Source organism: Serratia marcescens subsp. marcescens ATCC 13880 (assembly GCF_017299535.1).
Lineage (GTDB): Bacteria > Pseudomonadota > Gammaproteobacteria > Enterobacterales > Enterobacteriaceae > Serratia > Serratia marcescens.
On sequence record NZ_CP071238.1, the window covers coordinates 1,667,449 to 1,683,964 of the forward strand.

The 16,516-nt window shown below is 53.3% G+C and carries 16 protein-coding genes and 1 other annotated feature; of the genes, 7 read left to right on the top strand and 9 right to left on the bottom strand.

Features of this window, described 5'->3' with window-relative positions:
* Positions 1-3: 3 nt before the first annotated feature.
* From glf to J0F90_RS07920, 7 genes are all read left to right on the top strand, one after another.
* The gene (gene glf / locus J0F90_RS07890; RefSeq protein WP_033640862.1) at positions 4-1,158 is read left to right on the top strand and encodes a UDP-galactopyranose mutase; all 1,155 of its coding nucleotides are present in this window, start codon (positions 4-6) and stop codon (positions 1,156-1,158) included.
* Positions 1,155-2,054 (top strand): glycosyltransferase, encoded by a 900-nt coding sequence (locus J0F90_RS07895; RefSeq protein WP_033640861.1) that lies wholly within the window; start codon positions 1,155-1,157, stop codon positions 2,052-2,054. The genes glf and J0F90_RS07895 overlap by 4 nt, the downstream gene beginning before the upstream one ends.
* Positions 2,055-2,068: 14 nt before the next feature.
* A complete protein-coding gene (locus J0F90_RS07900; protein WP_033640860.1) occupies positions 2,069-3,211 on the top strand; it encodes a glycosyltransferase family 4 protein in 1,143 nt (380 codons plus the stop codon).
* 74 nt (positions 3,212-3,285) lie between these two features.
* Positions 3,286-4,410, top strand: a complete 1,125-nt coding sequence (locus J0F90_RS07905; protein ID WP_126186425.1) for a polysaccharide pyruvyl transferase family protein — start codon at positions 3,286-3,288, stop codon at positions 4,408-4,410.
* A 137-nt stretch (positions 4,411-4,547) separates the two neighbouring features.
* Entirely contained in the window at positions 4,548-5,954 is a 1,407-nt protein-coding gene (gndA, locus tag J0F90_RS07910) for an NADP-dependent phosphogluconate dehydrogenase (RefSeq protein ID WP_004938815.1), read from the top strand.
* Between the two features lie 153 nt (positions 5,955-6,107).
* Positions 6,108-6,953: a glycosyltransferase family 2 protein gene (locus tag J0F90_RS07915; RefSeq protein ID WP_072009678.1), complete on the top strand. Its 846-nt coding sequence runs from the start codon at positions 6,108-6,110 to the stop codon at positions 6,951-6,953.
* 26 nt (positions 6,954-6,979) lie between these two features.
* Positions 6,980-8,923 carry an HAD-IA family hydrolase gene (locus tag J0F90_RS07920; RefSeq protein ID WP_033640858.1) on the top strand — a complete coding sequence of 648 codons (1,944 nt, stop codon included), beginning with the start codon at positions 6,980-6,982 and terminating at the stop codon, positions 8,921-8,923.
* Between the two features lie 117 nt (positions 8,924-9,040).
* Here the strand turns inward: J0F90_RS07920 and hisIE are convergent, their stop codons facing one another.
* The 9 genes from hisIE to hisL form a co-directional block, all read right to left on the bottom strand.
* Complete coding sequence (hisIE, locus tag J0F90_RS07925) at positions 9,041-9,655, bottom strand: bifunctional phosphoribosyl-AMP cyclohydrolase/phosphoribosyl-ATP diphosphatase HisIE (protein ID WP_033640857.1); 615 nt, start codon at positions 9,653-9,655, stop codon at positions 9,041-9,043.
* Positions 9,649-10,425: an imidazole glycerol phosphate synthase subunit HisF gene (gene hisF / locus J0F90_RS07930; protein ID WP_016928406.1), complete on the bottom strand. Its 777-nt coding sequence runs from the start codon at positions 10,423-10,425 to the stop codon at positions 9,649-9,651. Before hisF ends, hisIE begins: the two co-directional genes overlap by 7 nt.
* On the bottom strand, positions 10,407-11,144 hold the full coding sequence (hisA, locus tag J0F90_RS07935; protein WP_033640856.1) for a 1-(5-phosphoribosyl)-5-[(5-phosphoribosylamino)methylideneamino]imidazole-4-carboxamide isomerase: 738 nt from the start codon (positions 11,142-11,144) through the stop codon (positions 10,407-10,409). The genes hisF and hisA overlap by 19 nt, the downstream gene beginning before the upstream one ends.
* Before the next feature lie 5 nt (positions 11,145-11,149).
* The gene (gene hisH, locus J0F90_RS07940; protein WP_004938803.1) at positions 11,150-11,740 is read right to left on the bottom strand and encodes an imidazole glycerol phosphate synthase subunit HisH; all 591 of its coding nucleotides are present in this window, start codon (positions 11,738-11,740) and stop codon (positions 11,150-11,152) included.
* Positions 11,740-12,807, bottom strand: a complete 1,068-nt coding sequence (gene hisB / locus J0F90_RS07945; protein ID WP_033640855.1) for a bifunctional histidinol-phosphatase/imidazoleglycerol-phosphate dehydratase HisB — start codon at positions 12,805-12,807, stop codon at positions 11,740-11,742. The genes hisH and hisB overlap by 1 nt, the downstream gene beginning before the upstream one ends.
* Positions 12,804-13,892, bottom strand: a complete 1,089-nt coding sequence (gene hisC / locus J0F90_RS07950) for a histidinol-phosphate transaminase (RefSeq protein WP_033640854.1) — start codon at positions 13,890-13,892, stop codon at positions 12,804-12,806. The genes hisB and hisC overlap by 4 nt, the downstream gene beginning before the upstream one ends.
* Entirely contained in the window at positions 13,889-15,196 is a 1,308-nt protein-coding gene (gene hisD, locus J0F90_RS07955; RefSeq protein ID WP_033640853.1) for a histidinol dehydrogenase, read from the bottom strand. Before hisD ends, hisC begins: the two co-directional genes overlap by 4 nt.
* 4 nt (positions 15,197-15,200) lie before the next feature.
* Positions 15,201-16,100: an ATP phosphoribosyltransferase gene (gene hisG, locus J0F90_RS07960; RefSeq protein WP_004938793.1), complete on the bottom strand. Its 900-nt coding sequence runs from the start codon at positions 16,098-16,100 to the stop codon at positions 15,201-15,203.
* A 71-nt stretch (positions 16,101-16,171) separates the two neighbouring features.
* Positions 16,172-16,298, bottom strand: a sequence feature (His leader region).
* A complete protein-coding gene (gene hisL, locus J0F90_RS07965) occupies positions 16,274-16,321 on the bottom strand; it encodes a his operon leader peptide (RefSeq protein WP_100396937.1) in 48 nt (15 codons plus the stop codon). Its footprint overlaps the feature before it by 25 nt.
* Positions 16,322-16,516: the final 195 nt, after the last annotated feature.

The window sequence follows — 16,516 nt, forward strand, 5'->3', positions numbered from 1 at the left end:
ATGATGAAAAGTAGAAAAATTTTAATTGTAGGTGCAGGTTTTTCCGGTGCGGTCATCGGGCGGAAATTGGCTGAGCAAGGTCATCAAATTCATATCATCGATCGTCGTACTCATATCGCAGGCAACTGCTACGACGCTCGGGACGAAAAGACAGACGTGATGGTGCATACCTATGGTCCGCATATTTTCCACACAGACAACGAGCAAGTATGGAACTTTGTGAATCAGTACGCCACGATGATGCCATATGTTAACCGTGTAAAAGCGACGGTGAATGGCCAGGTTTTCTCGCTGCCGATTAATCTGCACACCATTAACCAGTTCTTCAAAAAGACCTGCTCGCCAACGGAGGCGAAAGCCTTGATCGCCGAGAAAGGCGATTCCAGTATTACTGACCCGCAATCGTTCGAAGAGCAGGCGCTACGCTTTGTCGGCAAAGAGCTGTATGAAGCCTTCTTCAAAGGCTATACTATCAAGCAGTGGGGAATGTCCCCGGCACAGTTGCCGGCTTCTATTCTCAAACGCCTGCCTATCCGCTTTAATTATGATGATAACTATTTCAATCATAAGTTCCAGGGGATGCCGAAAGACGGGTATACCAAAATGGTGGAAGGTATTTTAGATCACCCGAATATCTCGGTGGCGTTGGATACCCAATTCCAAATGCAGGATCGTGAGGGCTACGATCATGTGTTTTACAGTGGTCCATTGGATGCGTTTTATGATTTCCAGTATGGGCGCCTGGGATACCGCACTCTGGACTTTGAAAAATTCACCGTGGAAGGGGATTATCAAGGTTGCGCGGTGATGAACTATTGTGAACAGTCGGTACCATATACCCGTATCACCGAACATAAGTACTTCTCCCCGTGGGAGCAACACGAAGGGTCGGTTTGTTATAAAGAGTACAGTCGCGCCTGTGAAGAAAACGATATTCCTTATTACCCGATTCGCCAGGTCGGCGAAATGGCGTTGTTGGAGAAGTATGTCGATTTGGCTGAAAAAGAGCATGACATTACTTTCATCGGCCGCTTAGGAACGTATCGCTACCTGGATATGGATGTGACCATCGCCGAAGCGCTGAAAACGGCTGAAACCTACCTGGCAGGCCTGGAACAAGAAAACGCCATGCCGGTATTTACGGTCAGCATCAGATGAAAAGCTCGGCGTTAATTGTTACATTCAATCGCCTGGAAAAATTGAAACAATGTTGGGCGACAACCTCTGCGTTGCCGTTTGAAGAGATTATCATTGTTGATAATGCATCGACCGACGAAACTCAGCCGTGGCTGAATAGCATCGAAGATAGCCGTTTGCACGTCATACGCGCTACGCAAAACGATGGTGGTGCAGGTGGTTTCAGGCTCGGTGCAGAGTATATTGCGAGCAAGATAGATACCGACTGGGTGTTTATGTTCGATGACGATGCCTATCCTGATAGCGCATTGCTGACGCGTTTTTGCGATTTGGCGCAACGGTTCGACTATGCGGCCTACTGTAGTCGGGTACTGGACAAGCAAGGGGCGTTATGCAAAATGAACGTGCCTTTCAGCAAGATGCCAACGTCGCTGTTACAAACATTGGACTACATAACTGAGCCCGGACGTTACACCCCCGCGGAGCATAAACCCGCGGATGTTGTTACTCTCTCATTTGTTGGCGCAATAATACGCAAAGACGTTTTAGCCGCTAACATCGAGTACATCTGGCCAGAACTTTTTATTTATTATGATGATCTTTACTTCTCTTACAGGTTGAGTCAACAAGGGTATCGGTTCCGATACTCACCGGAGCTGATGTTTCTGCATGATGTACCTGCTAGCCAGGGTGGGATAACGCCGCCCTGGAAAGTGTACTATCTGGTCAGAAACTTGCTCCTTTCAAGGATGCTTTTCGAAAAACATGAAAGACCCTACTCACTCGGAGCTATCGTGTTACGTATTGCTAAATATTTACTTTCTTTTACCTCTCAAGGCAGAAAAGGCGAATATATTAAATACGTAGTGCGCGGTATTGTTGACGGTATATCACGTAAAAATGGTAAACAACATTAGCCGGTAAGAGTTAAATGAAAAAGATTTGTTATTTTATCAACTCAGATTGGTACTTTGAACTGCACTGGGTTGAAAGAGCGCTGGCGGCTCAGGCCGCAGGCTATGAGATCCACGTTGTTAGTCACTTTGTGGGCGACGACATTCAGCAAAAGCTGGCGGATAAGGGTTTTATCTGCCATGACTCATCTGTATCTGAATTGTCTATCAATCCGATTAACTTCTTTGGTTCGCTGGCCAAAGTTTGGACGTTACTCAAAAAAATCAACCCTGACGTACTGCATTGCATCACTATCAAACCTTGCTTGATGGGCGGGTTCTTTGCGCGTTTTTACAACAAGCCGATTATTCTCGGCTTTGTCGGGCTTGGGCGCGTCTTTATGGAGGATAAATTGTCAATGAACGTCATTCGTTATCTGACGTTACATTCGTACAATCATATCTTTAAGAACAAAAAATGCTTGCTGGCCTTTGAGCATGAACACGACCGCGATCGACTTCTGGCACTGACTGAAGCGAAAAAAAGCCAAACGGTTGTGATCGATGGTGCTGGCATTAACCCCGATATTTATCACTACTCGCTAGAAATCAACCGCGAAAAACCGGTCGTCTTGTTCGCCAGCCGTTTGCTGTGGAGCAAAGGATTGGGCGATCTGGTTGAGGTGAAAAAACGGTTGGCGAGTAAAGGTGTGGATTTTGTGCTTAATGTGGCTGGGATTTCGATTGTTGACGATCCAGATGCCATCCCGCTGTCGCAAATAGAAGAATGGCACCAGCAAGGGCTTATTAACTGGCTGGGCCGCTGCAGCGATGTTTACAGTCTGATTGAGGCCTCTAACGTTGTCGCTCTGCCTTCTACGTATTCGGAAGGCATCCCGCGTATTTTGCTTGAAGCGTCCTCGGTTGGGCGTGCTTGCATCGCTTACGACGTGGGCGGGTGCCAAAGTCTGATTATTGATGAATATACCGGCAGCTTGGTTGAGATGCGCAATATCGAAGTCTTGGCAGAGAAGTTGGAACAGCTGCTCACCAGCCCTACCAAGCGTGTCGAGATGGGTGTGCGCAGCCGAGAGCGCATCGAAAGCAAATTCGCCTCATCATTAGTTATCGATGACACGTTGAAACTCTATCAACGCGCCATTGCTAATGGAACGTATTGATTTTAGGGGGTATTTTGACTTTCTTCGCGAAGCTATGGACGAGAAAATGTGAAAAGGACGTTCCGGTTCCGCCAGTGAAAGTATTCTATTTAGTGTCGGCTGCAGGTATGCCTAATTTTGGCGATGATATGCTGACGCGATTTTGGGTCACTGAATTGCAACGGCGGTTCCCGGGCTGCACCATTTATCTGGATGCAGTTGACGCCGTCGTTGCTTCACGGTTATTTCCCGGAGTGCGATGCGTGGATTATCTGTGGCGATTGGTTCAAGCATTGGGCAATGATGGCTCTTTGGAAGAAAAGCTTGCCGATCCTTACACGCTACCGTTTCGTGAGCGTTTGATGTCCAAGGCATTTATCTCCGCCGAAAGTATTCATCTACTGGGTGGGGGATACATCAATGAGCTCTGGGGTGCCAACTCGCGGCTAATTGAAGTGGTTGCCTATTTTGCCCAAAAATACCAGCTCGCTTGTTATGCTACAGGGCTGGGATTGCAGCCGCTCTCTTCTGAAAAGGCCGAGCAACTAGCACCTTATATTCGCCAGTTTGACCAGTTTGATGTCCGGGATCAGGCGAGCTACGACGTTTTAGCGCCGTTTGAACTGCCAGCGCTCGGTTTTACAGGAGACGATTATTTTGCTTTTTCGTCTTATCCTGTAGGATACATTGCTGAGAATGAGCAGTTCACTTTACACCTGTGCATTCATACCGAGTTATCGGAAGATGATGTTCTCACTGAGAGTTTATTGGGGTTGTTGGGGCAAACAACAGCGCTATTCCTGGAAAAGCATCCGAACGCGATAATCAAGTTTTATGAGTTTCGCCCTGGCTCAGATGGTGTTTTCTTCCGTCAAATCCTCGAGTTTTTCCCCCAGGCTGAGTTTGTGTCATTTGAGCAGGTTTGGCATGATGGCTTGAAATTTGCGTCACATGATTTTTGTATCAGCTCGCGTTTCCATTTTCAGGTTATCGCAGCCAGCCTTGGCATTCCAGGGGTCGCGCTTTCGTGGTCCGATTACTACGACAACAAGTTCTCCAGTCTGCAACGCATGTCAGACTGGCCAATGATTCGACCGGATATCAACCAGGAAGAGTTACGGGCTATCTTATTGTCATTTTCGCGTGGCGACCGCCAACAGGGTCTGGAACAAATTCAACAGGCTAAGCAGCTGTTATTGGCGCAGCTGTACAATTTTTAACGCTTTGTAATCTGTTGCAAAGCCTATCGCACCAATCACTACCCACCCGGCTCAATCCTGAGTTAACATGTGTGCCACATCACAAAACCTGCTGGCCGACGTTGCTGGCAGGGTCATCCTCAGACAGGAGTTCCTAAATGTCCAAGCAACAAATCGGCGTTGTCGGCATGGCGGTAATGGGCCGCAACCTCGCGCTGAACATCGAGAGCCGTGGTTACACCGTTTCCATTTTCAATCGTTCTGGCGACAAAACTGACGAAGTGATCGCTGAGAACCCGGGCAAGAATCTGGCGCCGTATTACACCGTTGAAGAGTTTGTCGAATCGCTGGAAAAACCGCGCCGCATCCTGCTGATGGTGAAAGCGGGCGAAGCAACGGATAAAACCATTGCCTCGTTGACTCCGCACCTGGACAAGGGCGATATTCTGATCGACGGTGGCAACACCTACTATCAGGACACCATTCGTCGTAATCGTGAACTGTCCGACCAGGGCTTCAACTTCATCGGCACTGGCGTTTCCGGCGGTGAAGAGGGCGCGCTTAAAGGGCCTTCCATCATGCCTGGTGGCCAGAAAGAAGCTTACGAGCTGGTGGCGCCAATCTTGGAGAAAATCGCTGCGGTTGCGGAAGGCGAGCCTTGCGTGACCTATATCGGTGCTGACGGTGCCGGCCACTATGTGAAGATGGTGCACAACGGCATCGAATACGGCGACATGCAGCTGATTGCCGAAGCCTATTCTCTGCTGAAGCAGGCGCTGAACCTGAGCAACGAGCAGTTGGCCGAAACCTTCGCCGAGTGGAACAAGGGCGAACTGAACAGCTACCTGATCGACATCACCAAAGATATCTTCACCAAGAAAGACGAAGAGGGTAAATACCTGGTCGATGTGATCCTGGACGAAGCCGCCAACAAAGGCACCGGCAAGTGGACCAGCCAGAGCTCGCTGGATCTGGGCGAACCGCTGTCGCTGATCACCGAGTCGGTGTTCGCACGCTACCTGTCCTCGCTGAAAGACCAGCGCGTTGCCGCGTCTAAAGTGCTGACCGGCCCGAAAGTGGCGCCGTTCACCGGCGACAAAGCTGAGTTCATCGAGAAAGTGCGTCGCGCGCTGTATTTGGGCAAGATCGTGTCATACGCGCAGGGCTTCTCTCAGCTGAAAGCCGCGTCTAAAGAAAACAACTGGGATCTGCACTACGGCGAAATCGCCAAGATCTTCCGCGCCGGCTGCATCATCCGCGCCCAGTTCCTGCAGAAGATCACCGACGCTTACGCGGCGGACGCCGATATCGCCAACCTGCTGTTGGCGCCATACTTCAAGCAAATCGCCGACGAGTACCAGCAGGCGCTGCGTGACGTGGTGGCTTACGCCGTGCAGAACGGTATTCCTACGCCGACCTTCTCTGCTGCGATCGCCTACTACGACAGCTACCGCTCCGCGGTGCTGCCGGCGAACCTGATCCAGGCGCAGCGCGACTACTTCGGTGCGCACACCTATAAACGTATCGACAAGGAAGGCGTGTTCCATACCGAATGGATGGAATAAATTCATTACACTAAATAGCCGGACTATGTCCGGCTTTACTGTCATAAGTTTTGATTTCTGATTTCTATATTTTTCAGAAAATAAAAAATTATTATAGTAGTTAATATAAGTCAATATTGATTCATTTGCCTGAATAGTATTCATAGAGGAAATATGAAAGGCTCAGTTGCTATTATTTTGAGACACCACGAGACTAGGAAGCGCTTGCTTTTACGAGCCCTTGAGTCCGTGAAGAATCAATCATATAAAAAATATGAAGTTTTTGTCATGATGAGTAAATTTAACATATCGTCTGACATTGAGGACTTGGTTTTAATTTCTGGGTGTGACAATGTTAATGTTGTAGCCTCCCAGGATGAACTTATTAATAAACTACACAGCATCCAATTTGAGTATGTATGTTTTCTTGACGATGATGATACTTGGGCTCCTGAATATTTAACACGCTGCCTTTCTATTTTTGAAAAAAGTAAAGATAAATACCCATCCATTGGTGCTGTGGCATGCCATGTAAATAGGGTTTCTGAAATAGCTGAAGGCAATAGAATAAAAATAGATAAAACAGAGCCGTGGAATCATTATTTTTCTGCGGGGCCAGTTTGCATCGATGCATTGTATTATAGGAACAGTATTCCTATATCATCATGCATCTTTGAATATAGTGCATTTATGCATGATGTTAAGTCCTATAATATTCTAGAACCGGCATTTTTCTGGGTGTTCTTAATATCATTTATGAGCAGAAATGATGTTTGGTTCATTCCTGAATCGTTATCTTTCTATCACTTTCGTAGGGAAGATGATTTCAATCTGGGTAACTATAGTATTATTCATGCAGAAGACTATGCTTTTTCATCTAAAATTATTCTAAATAGCATGGCTAGAAATGCTTCCGATGACTACACATGTCGGTTTATTTCTAGTTTCATCTTTAATGAGGCTATTTTTCATCGAGTAACCTCGATTGATAACAAAATTTCACGCCTCGTAGATCAATAAATGATTCCTGCTCAGTAGAGGGAACTATGAATTTTAATAATTACGATTTTGTTAGTTTCGACATTTTTGATACGCTTTTAAGTCGAAAAATTGCACGGCCTAAGGATTTGTTTTCGCTGATTCAGGCTAATTTGTCGTATGATAATAAATATGTTGCATGGCCTGAACTAGTCGATAATTTTTCTGTTATCCGAGAAAAAGCAGAGGAAAAAGCTAGAAAAAATAAGGTTGAACTGTACGGCGGTGAGCCTGAGATTTTGATTTCGGATATCTATGATCAAGTAAGAGAGAGGGTTCCCGCATTACCCAGTAATATAATTGACATATTGATTGCTTTAGAAATAGAGATGGAGAAAGCCGTCCTTTTTAAAAGTTCTGCTGCGGAAACCATTTTTGATCAAGCTAGGGCAGCAGGGTGTAAGATTATCGTTATAAGCGATATGTATTTACCATCTAAAGTGTTGCGCGAACTGCTGGAAAACTCTGGTTATAAAGATCTTGATGATGTGGCTATTTTCTCATCAGGCGAGGAGGGCGTATCTAAACACTCGGGGAAATTATACCCTAGGGTTAGAGAAAAACTTGGGCTAACAGGAAAACGTTGGTTGCATATTGGTGATAATAAGCATTCTGATATTGAAATGGCGAAGTGTCATTCGATTGATGGATTACATGCTGATTGGTCACAATATGATGGTGGTGTTTCGCGGCATTGGCAGATTAAGGATGTTATCGGCGAGTCTATTAATCTCTCTGTAACGAATATCCAAGCAAAGCAATTTTTCGCTGATGACCCGCTTACTGAGATTGGTTTCAAAATTTTTGGCCCATTGATGTTGGGCTATACATCTTGGATCTACGCTACGGCAAAAAAACTAAATGTTGAAAAACTCTTGTTTTTAGCTCGTGATGCACATTTAATTCGCGATATTTTCCTGAATTTCTACAATAAAGATCGTCAATTTGACTATCAATATGTTTATCTTTCCCGTGCCTCGACTTACAAAATGGGAATGACTGACTGGCCCATGCATCGTATTTGGCATCTTTTTGGGGGTAAGAATAGGAAAAGTATAAAAAGCATTCTTTCTGTTATTGGATTAAATGCTGAAAACCATCTTTCTGATATTCACGATGTTGGTTTCCCAGACGAAAATTATGTTCCGAGTCATCACGAGCGCGATAGAGTTCACTGGCTGATTAATAAGTTGTTCACGCATGCATTATTGCAAAATAAGAAGTGTCGAGATGAATTCTCAGATTACTTCAGAGAAGCAGTGGGTGACTATAAGTCAGTTGCGTTAGTTGATATTGGTTGGATGGGCAACATTCAATCTGTATTTAGTCGTGCTCTAGGTGACGTATGGGCAGATAAGAAAATAAGTGGGCTATATCTAGCGACTTTTGAAGGGGCTAAGGATAACAAATCATATTATAATGATATGAAAGGTTGGTTGACCAATTATGGCGAACCAAGAAGTCATCATGACTTGATTCTCTCTGGTGGGGTAGAACTGTTGGAGTTTGCTATGGCAGACAACACGGGTTCGACTAAGGGCTATGAGAAAATTAATGGTAAAACGCAGCCTGTAAAAGAAATTGTCGGTGACGAAGAATTGGAATACCTAAAAAAGGCGCAGCTTTTACAAAAGGGTATTTTGTCCTTCTTTGAATATGTCTCTTCCATTCTTGCGGTCGTACCGGCAGAGGCTATGAGCAGTCGTTTGTTGTCTGAACCTTTCTTTACGCTTGTTTCTGAACCAAGCAGTCACCAGTTGGACGTCTTAGTTGGTATCACTCACTCTGAGGCTGCAGGGGCTAATAGTGGGCGTATTGCTTTGGCGAAAAAGTTAAATCTGAAAGATCGTTTGCTTCAGGGAAATAAGTATTACGAAATGTTTGAACAGAGCTATTGGAAAGAAGGTTATCGGCGCATAAATAGGAAGAAATTCTGGAAGAAATACATCTAATCATATTAATTTAGGGTTCAATTTGCCGGCAATAAATGTCAAGTCATGATATTTATTGCCGGTTTTTTTATGGCAAAAAATGTTAAGTGAGTGATGTTATGGCATTATATCGCGATTTTATTTCCTATGCCGCTCGCGCAGCCGGCCGATCACCGCGCTCATATCCAAATCCTGGTCCTGCAGCAGCACCAGCAGGTGATAGATCAGGTCCGAAGCTTCGTTGGTCAGCTCTTCGCGATCGTTGACCGTGGCGGCCAGCGCGGTTTCCACGCCTTCCTCCCCGACCTTCTGCGCGATGCGCTTGGTGCCGCTGGCGTACAGGCTGGCGGTGTACGAGCTGTCCGGGCTGGCGTGCTTGCGCTCCGCCAACAGCTGTTCCAACTGATAGAGGAACGTCCAGTCGCTGGCGGCCGGGTGGAAGCAACTGCTGTTGCCGAGGTGGCAGGTCGGGCCGATCGGGGTGGCCAATATCAGCAGCGTGTCGTTATCGCAGTCCGGCGTGATGCTGACCACCTTGAGGAAGTGGCCGGAGCTTTCACCCTTGGTCCACAGGCGCTGCTTGGTGCGCGAGAAGAAGGTGACGTTGCCGCTCTGCTCGGTGGTCGCCAGCGCTTCCGGCGTCATGTAACCCAGCATCAGCACTTCGCCGGAAACGGCGTGCTGTACGATGGCCGGCATCAGGCCGTCGGTTTTTTCCCAGTCCAGCTGGTTTCTCTGTTGTTCTGTCAGCACACGCGAATCTCCACGCCTTGTTCAACCAGGAACCTTTTCAGTTCGCCGATATTGATGATTTGTTTGTGGAACACCGATGCCGCCAGCGCGCCGTCGACGTCCGCATCGCGGAACGCTTCCAGGAAGTGCGCCATGGTGCCCGCGCCGCCGGAGGCGATCAGCGGCACCTTGCAGGCCTCGCGCACCCGGCGCAGCTGCTGCAGATCGTAACCGTTGCGCACGCCGTCCTGGTTCATCATGTTCAGCACGATCTCACCGGCGCCGCGGCGCTGCACTTCCTGCACCCAGTCGAGGGTTTCCCACTGGGTGATTCGGGTGCGGCTCTCGTCGCCGGTATATTGGTTGACGTGATACTTGCCGGTTTCACTGTCGAACCAGGTGTCGATGCCCACCACGATGCACTGCACGCCAAAGCGTTCAGCCAGGCGGCTAATCAGCTCAGGATCGGCCAGCGCCGGCGAGTTGATCGAAATCTTATCGGCGCCGAAAGACAGGATCTGGCTGGCGTCCTCGGCGCTTTTAATGCCGCCGGCGACGCAGAACGGAATATCAATCACCTCCGCCACGCGCGACACCCAGCTTTTGTCCACCACCCGGCCATCGCTCGAGGCGGTGATATCGTAAAACACCAGCTCGTCCGCGCCTTCTTGCGCATAGCGCTGCGCCAGCGGCACGATGTCGCCGATGATTTCGTGGTTGCGGAACTGCACGCCTTTCACCACTTGCCCGTCTTTAACATCCAGGCACGGGATTATCCGTTTTGCCAGCATGCGATCGCCTCCTCAACGCTAAATTTACCTTCCAGCAGGGCGCGCCCCACGATCACGCCGGCAACGCCGCTGCCGCGCAGCTGGGCGATGTCGTCCAGATTGCCGATGCCGCCCGAGGCCTGGAAGGCCACCTGCGGATAACGGCGGCAGATCGCCTGATACAGCGCCACGTTGGAACCGGCCAGCGTGCCGTCGCGCGAAATATCGGTGCACAGCACGTGCTTGAGCCCGTAGGGCAGGAACTGCTCCACCACCTGTTCCAGCGTGGCGTCGGAATCTTCCTGCCAGCCGCTGATGGCCACGCGTTTTACGCCCTGTGCGTCGATGCGCACGTCCAGCGCCAGCACCAGCGCGTCGGCGCCGTAGCGCTCGAACCAACTCTGCACCAACTGCGGCTGTTTCACCGCGGTGGAGCCGATCACCACGCGCGTGGCGCCGGCCTCCAGCAGGGCGCTGACGTCTTGTTCGTTGCGGATGCCGCCGCCGACCTGCACCGGCACGTCAACCCCCGCCAGCAGCTTGCGCAGCAGCGGGATCTGGCGCGCCGCCGGATCCTTGGCGCCGGTCAGATCGACCAGATGCAGCACCTGCGCGCCCTGTTGTTGATAGTCCTGCAGACGCAGCAGCGGATCGTTGCCGTAGTCGCGCTGCTGGCCGTAATCGCCCTGATGCAAACGCACCACGTTGCCGTCGATCAAATCCAAAGCCGGAATAATCATGCTGCCTACATCTCCAGAAAGTTTTTCAACAGTTGCGCGCCGGCCGCTCCAGATCGTTCTGGATGAAACTGCACGCCGAAGAAATTGTCTTTTTGCACGGCGGCGGTGAAGGGCTCGCCGTAGTTCGCCTGGGCGATGGTGCTGGGGCATATCGGCATCGCATAGCTGTGTACGAAATAGAAGTAGGCGCCGTCATCGATGCCGCGGAACAGATGGTGGCCCGCCTGCGCGGACACCTGGTTCCAGCCCATGTGCGGCAGCGGCAGGCCGAAGTCGGTCATCTGCTTCACCGGCGTATCGATGAGGCCGAGCGTGGTCACACCGCCGTTCTCTTCGCTGCTGGCCGCCAGCAGCTGCATGCCGAGGCAAATGCCCAGCACCGGCTGCGTGCAGGCCCTGATCAGTTCGATCAAATCGCGCTCGCGCAGCTGATCCATCGCCGCCTGCGCGGTGCCGACGCCCGGCAGGAACAGCTTGTCGGCGCGCAGCACGATCTCCGGATCGCGGCTCACCTCCGGCTGATAGCCCAGGCGCCGCACCGCGTAGGTGACGGAGGCCAGGTTGGCGCAGCCGGTATCCAAAATCACCACGTTCATCACAGCACTCCTTTCGAACTCGGCAGGGTATTGCCCTCGACGCGGATCGCCTGGCGCAGCGTGCGGCCAAACACTTTGAACAGGCTCTCGACCCGGTGGTGGTCGTTTTTGCCCTTGGTCTTCAGGTGCAGCGTGCAGCCCATGGTGTAAGAGAGCGAACGGAAGAAGTGCTCGACCATTTCGGTGCTGAGATCGCCGACGCGCTGATAGTTGAACTCGGCCTTGTACTCCAGGTGCGGGCGGCCGGAGATATCCAGCGCACAGCGCGCCAGACATTCGTCCATCGGCAGCACGAAGCCGAAGCGGGCGATGCCGCGTTTGTCGCCCAACGCCTTGTTCAGGGCTTCACCCAACGCCAGGCCGGTGTCCTCTACCGTGTGGTGATCGTCGATATACAGGTCGCCTTTGACGTCGATCTCCATGCGGAAACCGCCGTGGGTGGCGATCTGATCCAGCATGTGGTCGAAGAAGCCGACGCCGGTTTTGATTTTGCTGCCGCCTTCGCGATCCAGCCACACGTTGACGTCGATCTGCGTCTCTTTGGTCACGCGGTTAACCCGCGCGTGACGGTCACGCAGGGTCAGCTGGCGCACGATCTCTTTCCAACCCAGCACGCCGCGCCGGTAACGCAGCCCCTGGATGCCCATGTTTTCCGCCAGCTGCACATCGGTCGGCCGATCGCCGATCACGTAGCTGTGTGCGGTATCGAGCACGCCGGGTTCCAGGTAGCCCTTCACCAGCGCGGTTTTCGGCTTGCGGCAGTCGCAGTTGTCCGCCGGCAGGTGCGGGCAGATCAGCACATCGGTGAACTGAATGCCCTGGGAGCTGAGGATCTGCATCATCAGGTTGTGCGGCGGATCGAAGGTTTCCTGCGGGAAACTGGCGGTGCCGAGCCCATCCTGATTGGTGATCATCACCAGCTGATACCCCGCCTGTTGCAGCGCCAGCAGGGAAGGGATCACGTCTGGCTCGAGCGCCAGCTTGTCCAGGCGGTCAACCTGGAAATCTTCCGGTGGCTCGGCGATCAGCGTGCCGTCACGATCGATAAAGAGGATTTTTTGGCTCACATTGGCTCCTGGCGAGTCTGGTTGGCGCCGGGCAGGGCGGACAAGGCGTCCACCACGCGTTGACATTCGTCGCGGGTGCCTATGGTGATGCGCAGGCAGCCGGACAACCCGGGCTGTTTGTTTTGGTCTCGTAAGATAATGCCCTGATCCCACAAGCTTTTAAACACATTACTTGAGGCGGTGAAGCGGGCCAGCAGGTAATTGCTGTCGCTGGCGAAAACCTGCTCGACGCAGGCGCATTTCTCCAACTGTTGCTGCAGCCAGCTGCGGGTGGCTGCGATGTCGGTGACGCGCTGGCGCATGGTGCGGATACCTTCTTCGCTCAGCGCCTGCGCGGCGATATCCGCCACCGGCGTCGAGAGCGGGTAAGGCGCGATCACCTTCAGCAGCAGGGCAATCAGATCTTCATTGGCGAGCGTAAAGCCGCAGCGCAGGCCGGCCAGCGCAAAGGCCTTCGACAGCGTGCGCAGAATAGCCAGGTGCGGGTAGTCACTCAGCCAGCCGGCCACCGAAGCCTGCGGGCAAAACTCGATATAGGCTTCGTCCACCGCGACGATCGCCTTGCCTTTGGCCAGCTCCAGCAGGCTGCGTAGATCGTCCGGATCGATCAGGTTGCCGGTTGGGTTGTTCGGGCTGCAGACGTAGATCAGCTTTACGTTGTCCAGGCTGTCCGCGATGGCCGGCAGATCCAGCTGCCAGTCTTCTTTGGCGGCCACGGTGCGGCGCTCCACGCCGAAGGTTTCGGCGCTGACGGCGTACATGCCGTAGGTCGGCGGGCAGAACAGAATGGCGTCTTTGCCCGGCTCGCAGAAGGCGCGGATCAGCAGCTCGATGCCTTCATCGGCGCCGCGGCTGACCAGCACCTGCTCTTTCTTCACCCCGGCGTAGGCGGCGTAGCGTTCGATCACCTGCGCCGGCTGGCATTCCGGATAGCGGTTGAAGGTTTGCGCGGTCAGCTGGAACTCGGGCGCGATCGGGTATTCGTTGGCGTTCAACCACACGTCGCCCTTGCCGCCGAGACGGCGCGCCGATTGATAAGGGGTCAGCTCGCGAACGTTGGCGCGCGCCAGTTTTTCGATGCTCATGCTTGCTCCTTCAGGGCGGCGACGCGCAGGGTCACGGCATTCTTGTGGGCGATCAACTGCTCGGCGGCAGCCAGCGTCTCGATGGTGGCGGCCAGGTTGCTGAAGCCCTGCGGCGTCAGTTCCTGCACCGTCATGCGTTTTTGAAAATCGGCCAGTCCCAGGCTGGAGCAGGTGGCGGTGTAGCCGTAGGTCGGCAGCACGTGGTTGGTGCCGGAGGCGTAATCGCCGGCGGACTCCGGCGACCAGTCGCCGAGGAACACCGAACCGGCGCTGGTGATGCCGTCCACCAGTTCACGCGCATTGCGGGTCTGAATAATCAGGTGCTCCGGGCCGTAGCGGTTGCTGATCGCCACGCACTCGGACAGATCGCGCGCTACGATCAGGCGGCTGCTCGCCAGCGCCTGACGGGCGGTCTCGGCGCGCGGCAGCTCGGCCAGCTGGCTTTCCACCGCGTCGGCCACCGCCTGCGCCATCGCCGCGTCCGGCGTCAGCAGGATCACCTGCGAATCCGGGCCGTGTTCGGCCTGCGACAGCAGATCGGAAGCGACGAATGCCGGGGTGGCGCCGGCGTCGGCGATCACCAGCACCTCCGAAGGGCCGGCAGGCATGTCGATGGCCGCGCCGTCGAGGCGCTGGCTGACCTGCCGCTTGGCTTCGGTCACGAAGGCGTTGCCCGGTCCGAAGATCTTCGCCACGCGCGGCACGCTCTCGGTGCCGAACGCCAGGGCGGCGATCGCCTGCGCGCCCCCGACCTGAAACACTTCCTGCACGCCGCACAGCTGTGCCGCATACAGGATCTCATCGGCGATCGGCGGCGGCGAGCACAGCACCACCCGGCGGCAGCCGGCGATGCGCGCCGGCGTCGCCAGCATCAGCACGGTGGAGAACAGCGGCGCCGATCCGCCGGGAATATACAGACCCACCGAGTCGATAGGGCGGGTCACCTGTTGACAGCGCACGCCCGGTTGCGTTTCGACGTCCACCGGCGGCAGTCGCTGCGCGTTGTGGAAGGTTTCCACGTTGGCGACGGCCACCGCCATCGCCTGTTTGATGTCGTCGCCCAACCGCGCGGCGGCGGCGGCGATCTGCTCGGCGCTGACGCGCAGCGCCGAGACTTCCGCCTTGTCGAAACGGGCGCTGTAGTCGCGCAGCGCCCGATCGCCGTTGGCCTTCACGTTGTCGAGGATCTCGCTCACCGTGCGGGTGATGCTGTCGGAGGCGGCGATTGCCGGGCGCATCAGCAGCTCGGTCTGGCGTTCGGCGCTGCTGGTCGCCCAATCGATCGGCGTGTTGAAGGTCGACATGGCGTTACTCCATCATCTTTTCAATCGGCAGCACCAGAATCGAGCTGGCGCCGAGCGCTTTCAGTTTTTCCATGGTTTCCCAGAACAGGGTTTCGCTGCTCACCATGTGCATCGCCACGCGGTTCTGCGCGCCGGCCAGCGGCAGAATGGTCGGGCGCTCGGCGCCCGGCAGCAGCGCGACGATCTCGTCCAGTTTCTCGCTCGGCGCGTGCAGCATGATGTATTTGGATTCACGCGCCTGGATCACGCCCTGAATGCGGGTCATCAGGCGATCGATCAGCTGCTGTTTGGCTTCCGGCATTTCGCCGTCGCGCTGGATCAGGCAGGCCTTGGAGCGGTAGATCACCTCCACTTCGCGCAGGCCGTTGGCCTCCAGCGTGGCGCCGGTAGAGACCAGATCGCAGATGGCGTCGGCCAGGCCGGCGCGCGGCGCCACTTCCACCGAGCCGTTCAGCAGGCAAGATTTGAAGCGCACGCCCTGCTTGTCGAGGTATTGCTTCAGCAGGTGCGGGTAAGAGGTGGCGATGCGGGCGTCCTGCAGGCTTTGCGGGCCGGTGTATTCGGCGTCGAGCGGGGTGGCCAGCGACAGGCGGCAGCCGCCGAAATCGAGGCGGCGCAGGGTGAAGTAACGCGGGTCTTCGCCCTGGGCGCGGCGGCTGAGCAGCTCTTCTTCCAGCACGTTTTCGCCGATGATGCCGAGATCGACCACGCCGTCCATCACCAGGCCCGGAATATCGTCGTCGCGCACGCGCAGGATATCGATCGGCATGTTTTCCGCGAAGGCGATCAGACGCTGTTGCTGCAGGTTGATCTTGATGCCGCAGCGCGCCAGCAGTTCCTGGGATTCATCGCTCAGGCGGCCCGACTTCTGCATTGCGATCCGTAAACGTGTCTTGTCCAGCATGGTAACCTCTGTTTAATCTGTAATTTTATGAATTTATTGTAAAAACTATTCTTTTCTGTCTGTCCGGAGCCAAAAAAAAACCCTCGGAAGAAATCTTCCGAGGGCTCTCTCTTGCGTTCTGCGCGCCACTGGAAGATTAACAAACCGTCTTCCAGCACTCATCGCCTGAAAGACTAGTCAGGGTGATGGTGATGATGGTGGTTGAACTGAACGCGTGTCATGGTGTTTTTCTCTAATCAAAAGCTGGTAAAAACCGTATGCCAATTAAGCTAAACTATCCGCTGTCCACCGCGCAACCCTTTTTTAACGTCATAAATTTAATTTATTGAAACAGGTTAGGTTATTAGCCACAGACGGCTTTACCTGACCTTAAGCCGTGCAGATTGTATCGCCGTGCGCAGTGGCGTAGCCTTAGG

Coding starts and splice junctions, on each gene's coding strand:
- glf (WP_033640862.1), top strand. CDS start 4: ATGAAAAGTAGAAAAATTTTAATTGTAGGTGCAGGTTTTTCCGGTGCG.
- J0F90_RS07895 (WP_033640861.1), top strand. CDS start 1,155: ATGAAAAGCTCGGCGTTAATTGTTACATTCAATCGCCTGGAAAAATTG.
- J0F90_RS07900 (WP_033640860.1), top strand. CDS start 2,069: ATGAAAAAGATTTGTTATTTTATCAACTCAGATTGGTACTTTGAACTG.
- gndA (WP_004938815.1), top strand. CDS start 4,548: ATGTCCAAGCAACAAATCGGCGTTGTCGGCATGGCGGTAATGGGCCGC.
- J0F90_RS07915 (WP_072009678.1), top strand. CDS start 6,108: ATGAAAGGCTCAGTTGCTATTATTTTGAGACACCACGAGACTAGGAAG.
- J0F90_RS07920 (WP_033640858.1), top strand. CDS start 6,980: ATGAATTTTAATAATTACGATTTTGTTAGTTTCGACATTTTTGATACG.
- hisF (WP_016928406.1), bottom strand. CDS start 10,425: ATGCTGGCAAAACGGATAATCCCGTGCCTGGATGTTAAAGACGGGCAA.
- hisA (WP_033640856.1), bottom strand. CDS start 11,144: ATGATTATTCCGGCTTTGGATTTGATCGACGGCAACGTGGTGCGTTTG.
- hisH (WP_004938803.1), bottom strand. CDS start 11,740: ATGAACGTGGTGATTTTGGATACCGGCTGCGCCAACCTGGCCTCCGTC.
- hisC (WP_033640854.1), bottom strand. CDS start 13,892: ATGAGCATCGAAAAACTGGCGCGCGCCAACGTTCGCGAGCTGACCCCT.
- hisD (WP_033640853.1), bottom strand. CDS start 15,196: ATGTCGACCTTCAACACGCCGATCGATTGGGCGACCAGCAGCGCCGAA.
- hisG (WP_004938793.1), bottom strand. CDS start 16,100: ATGCTGGACAAGACACGTTTACGGATCGCAATGCAGAAGTCGGGCCGC.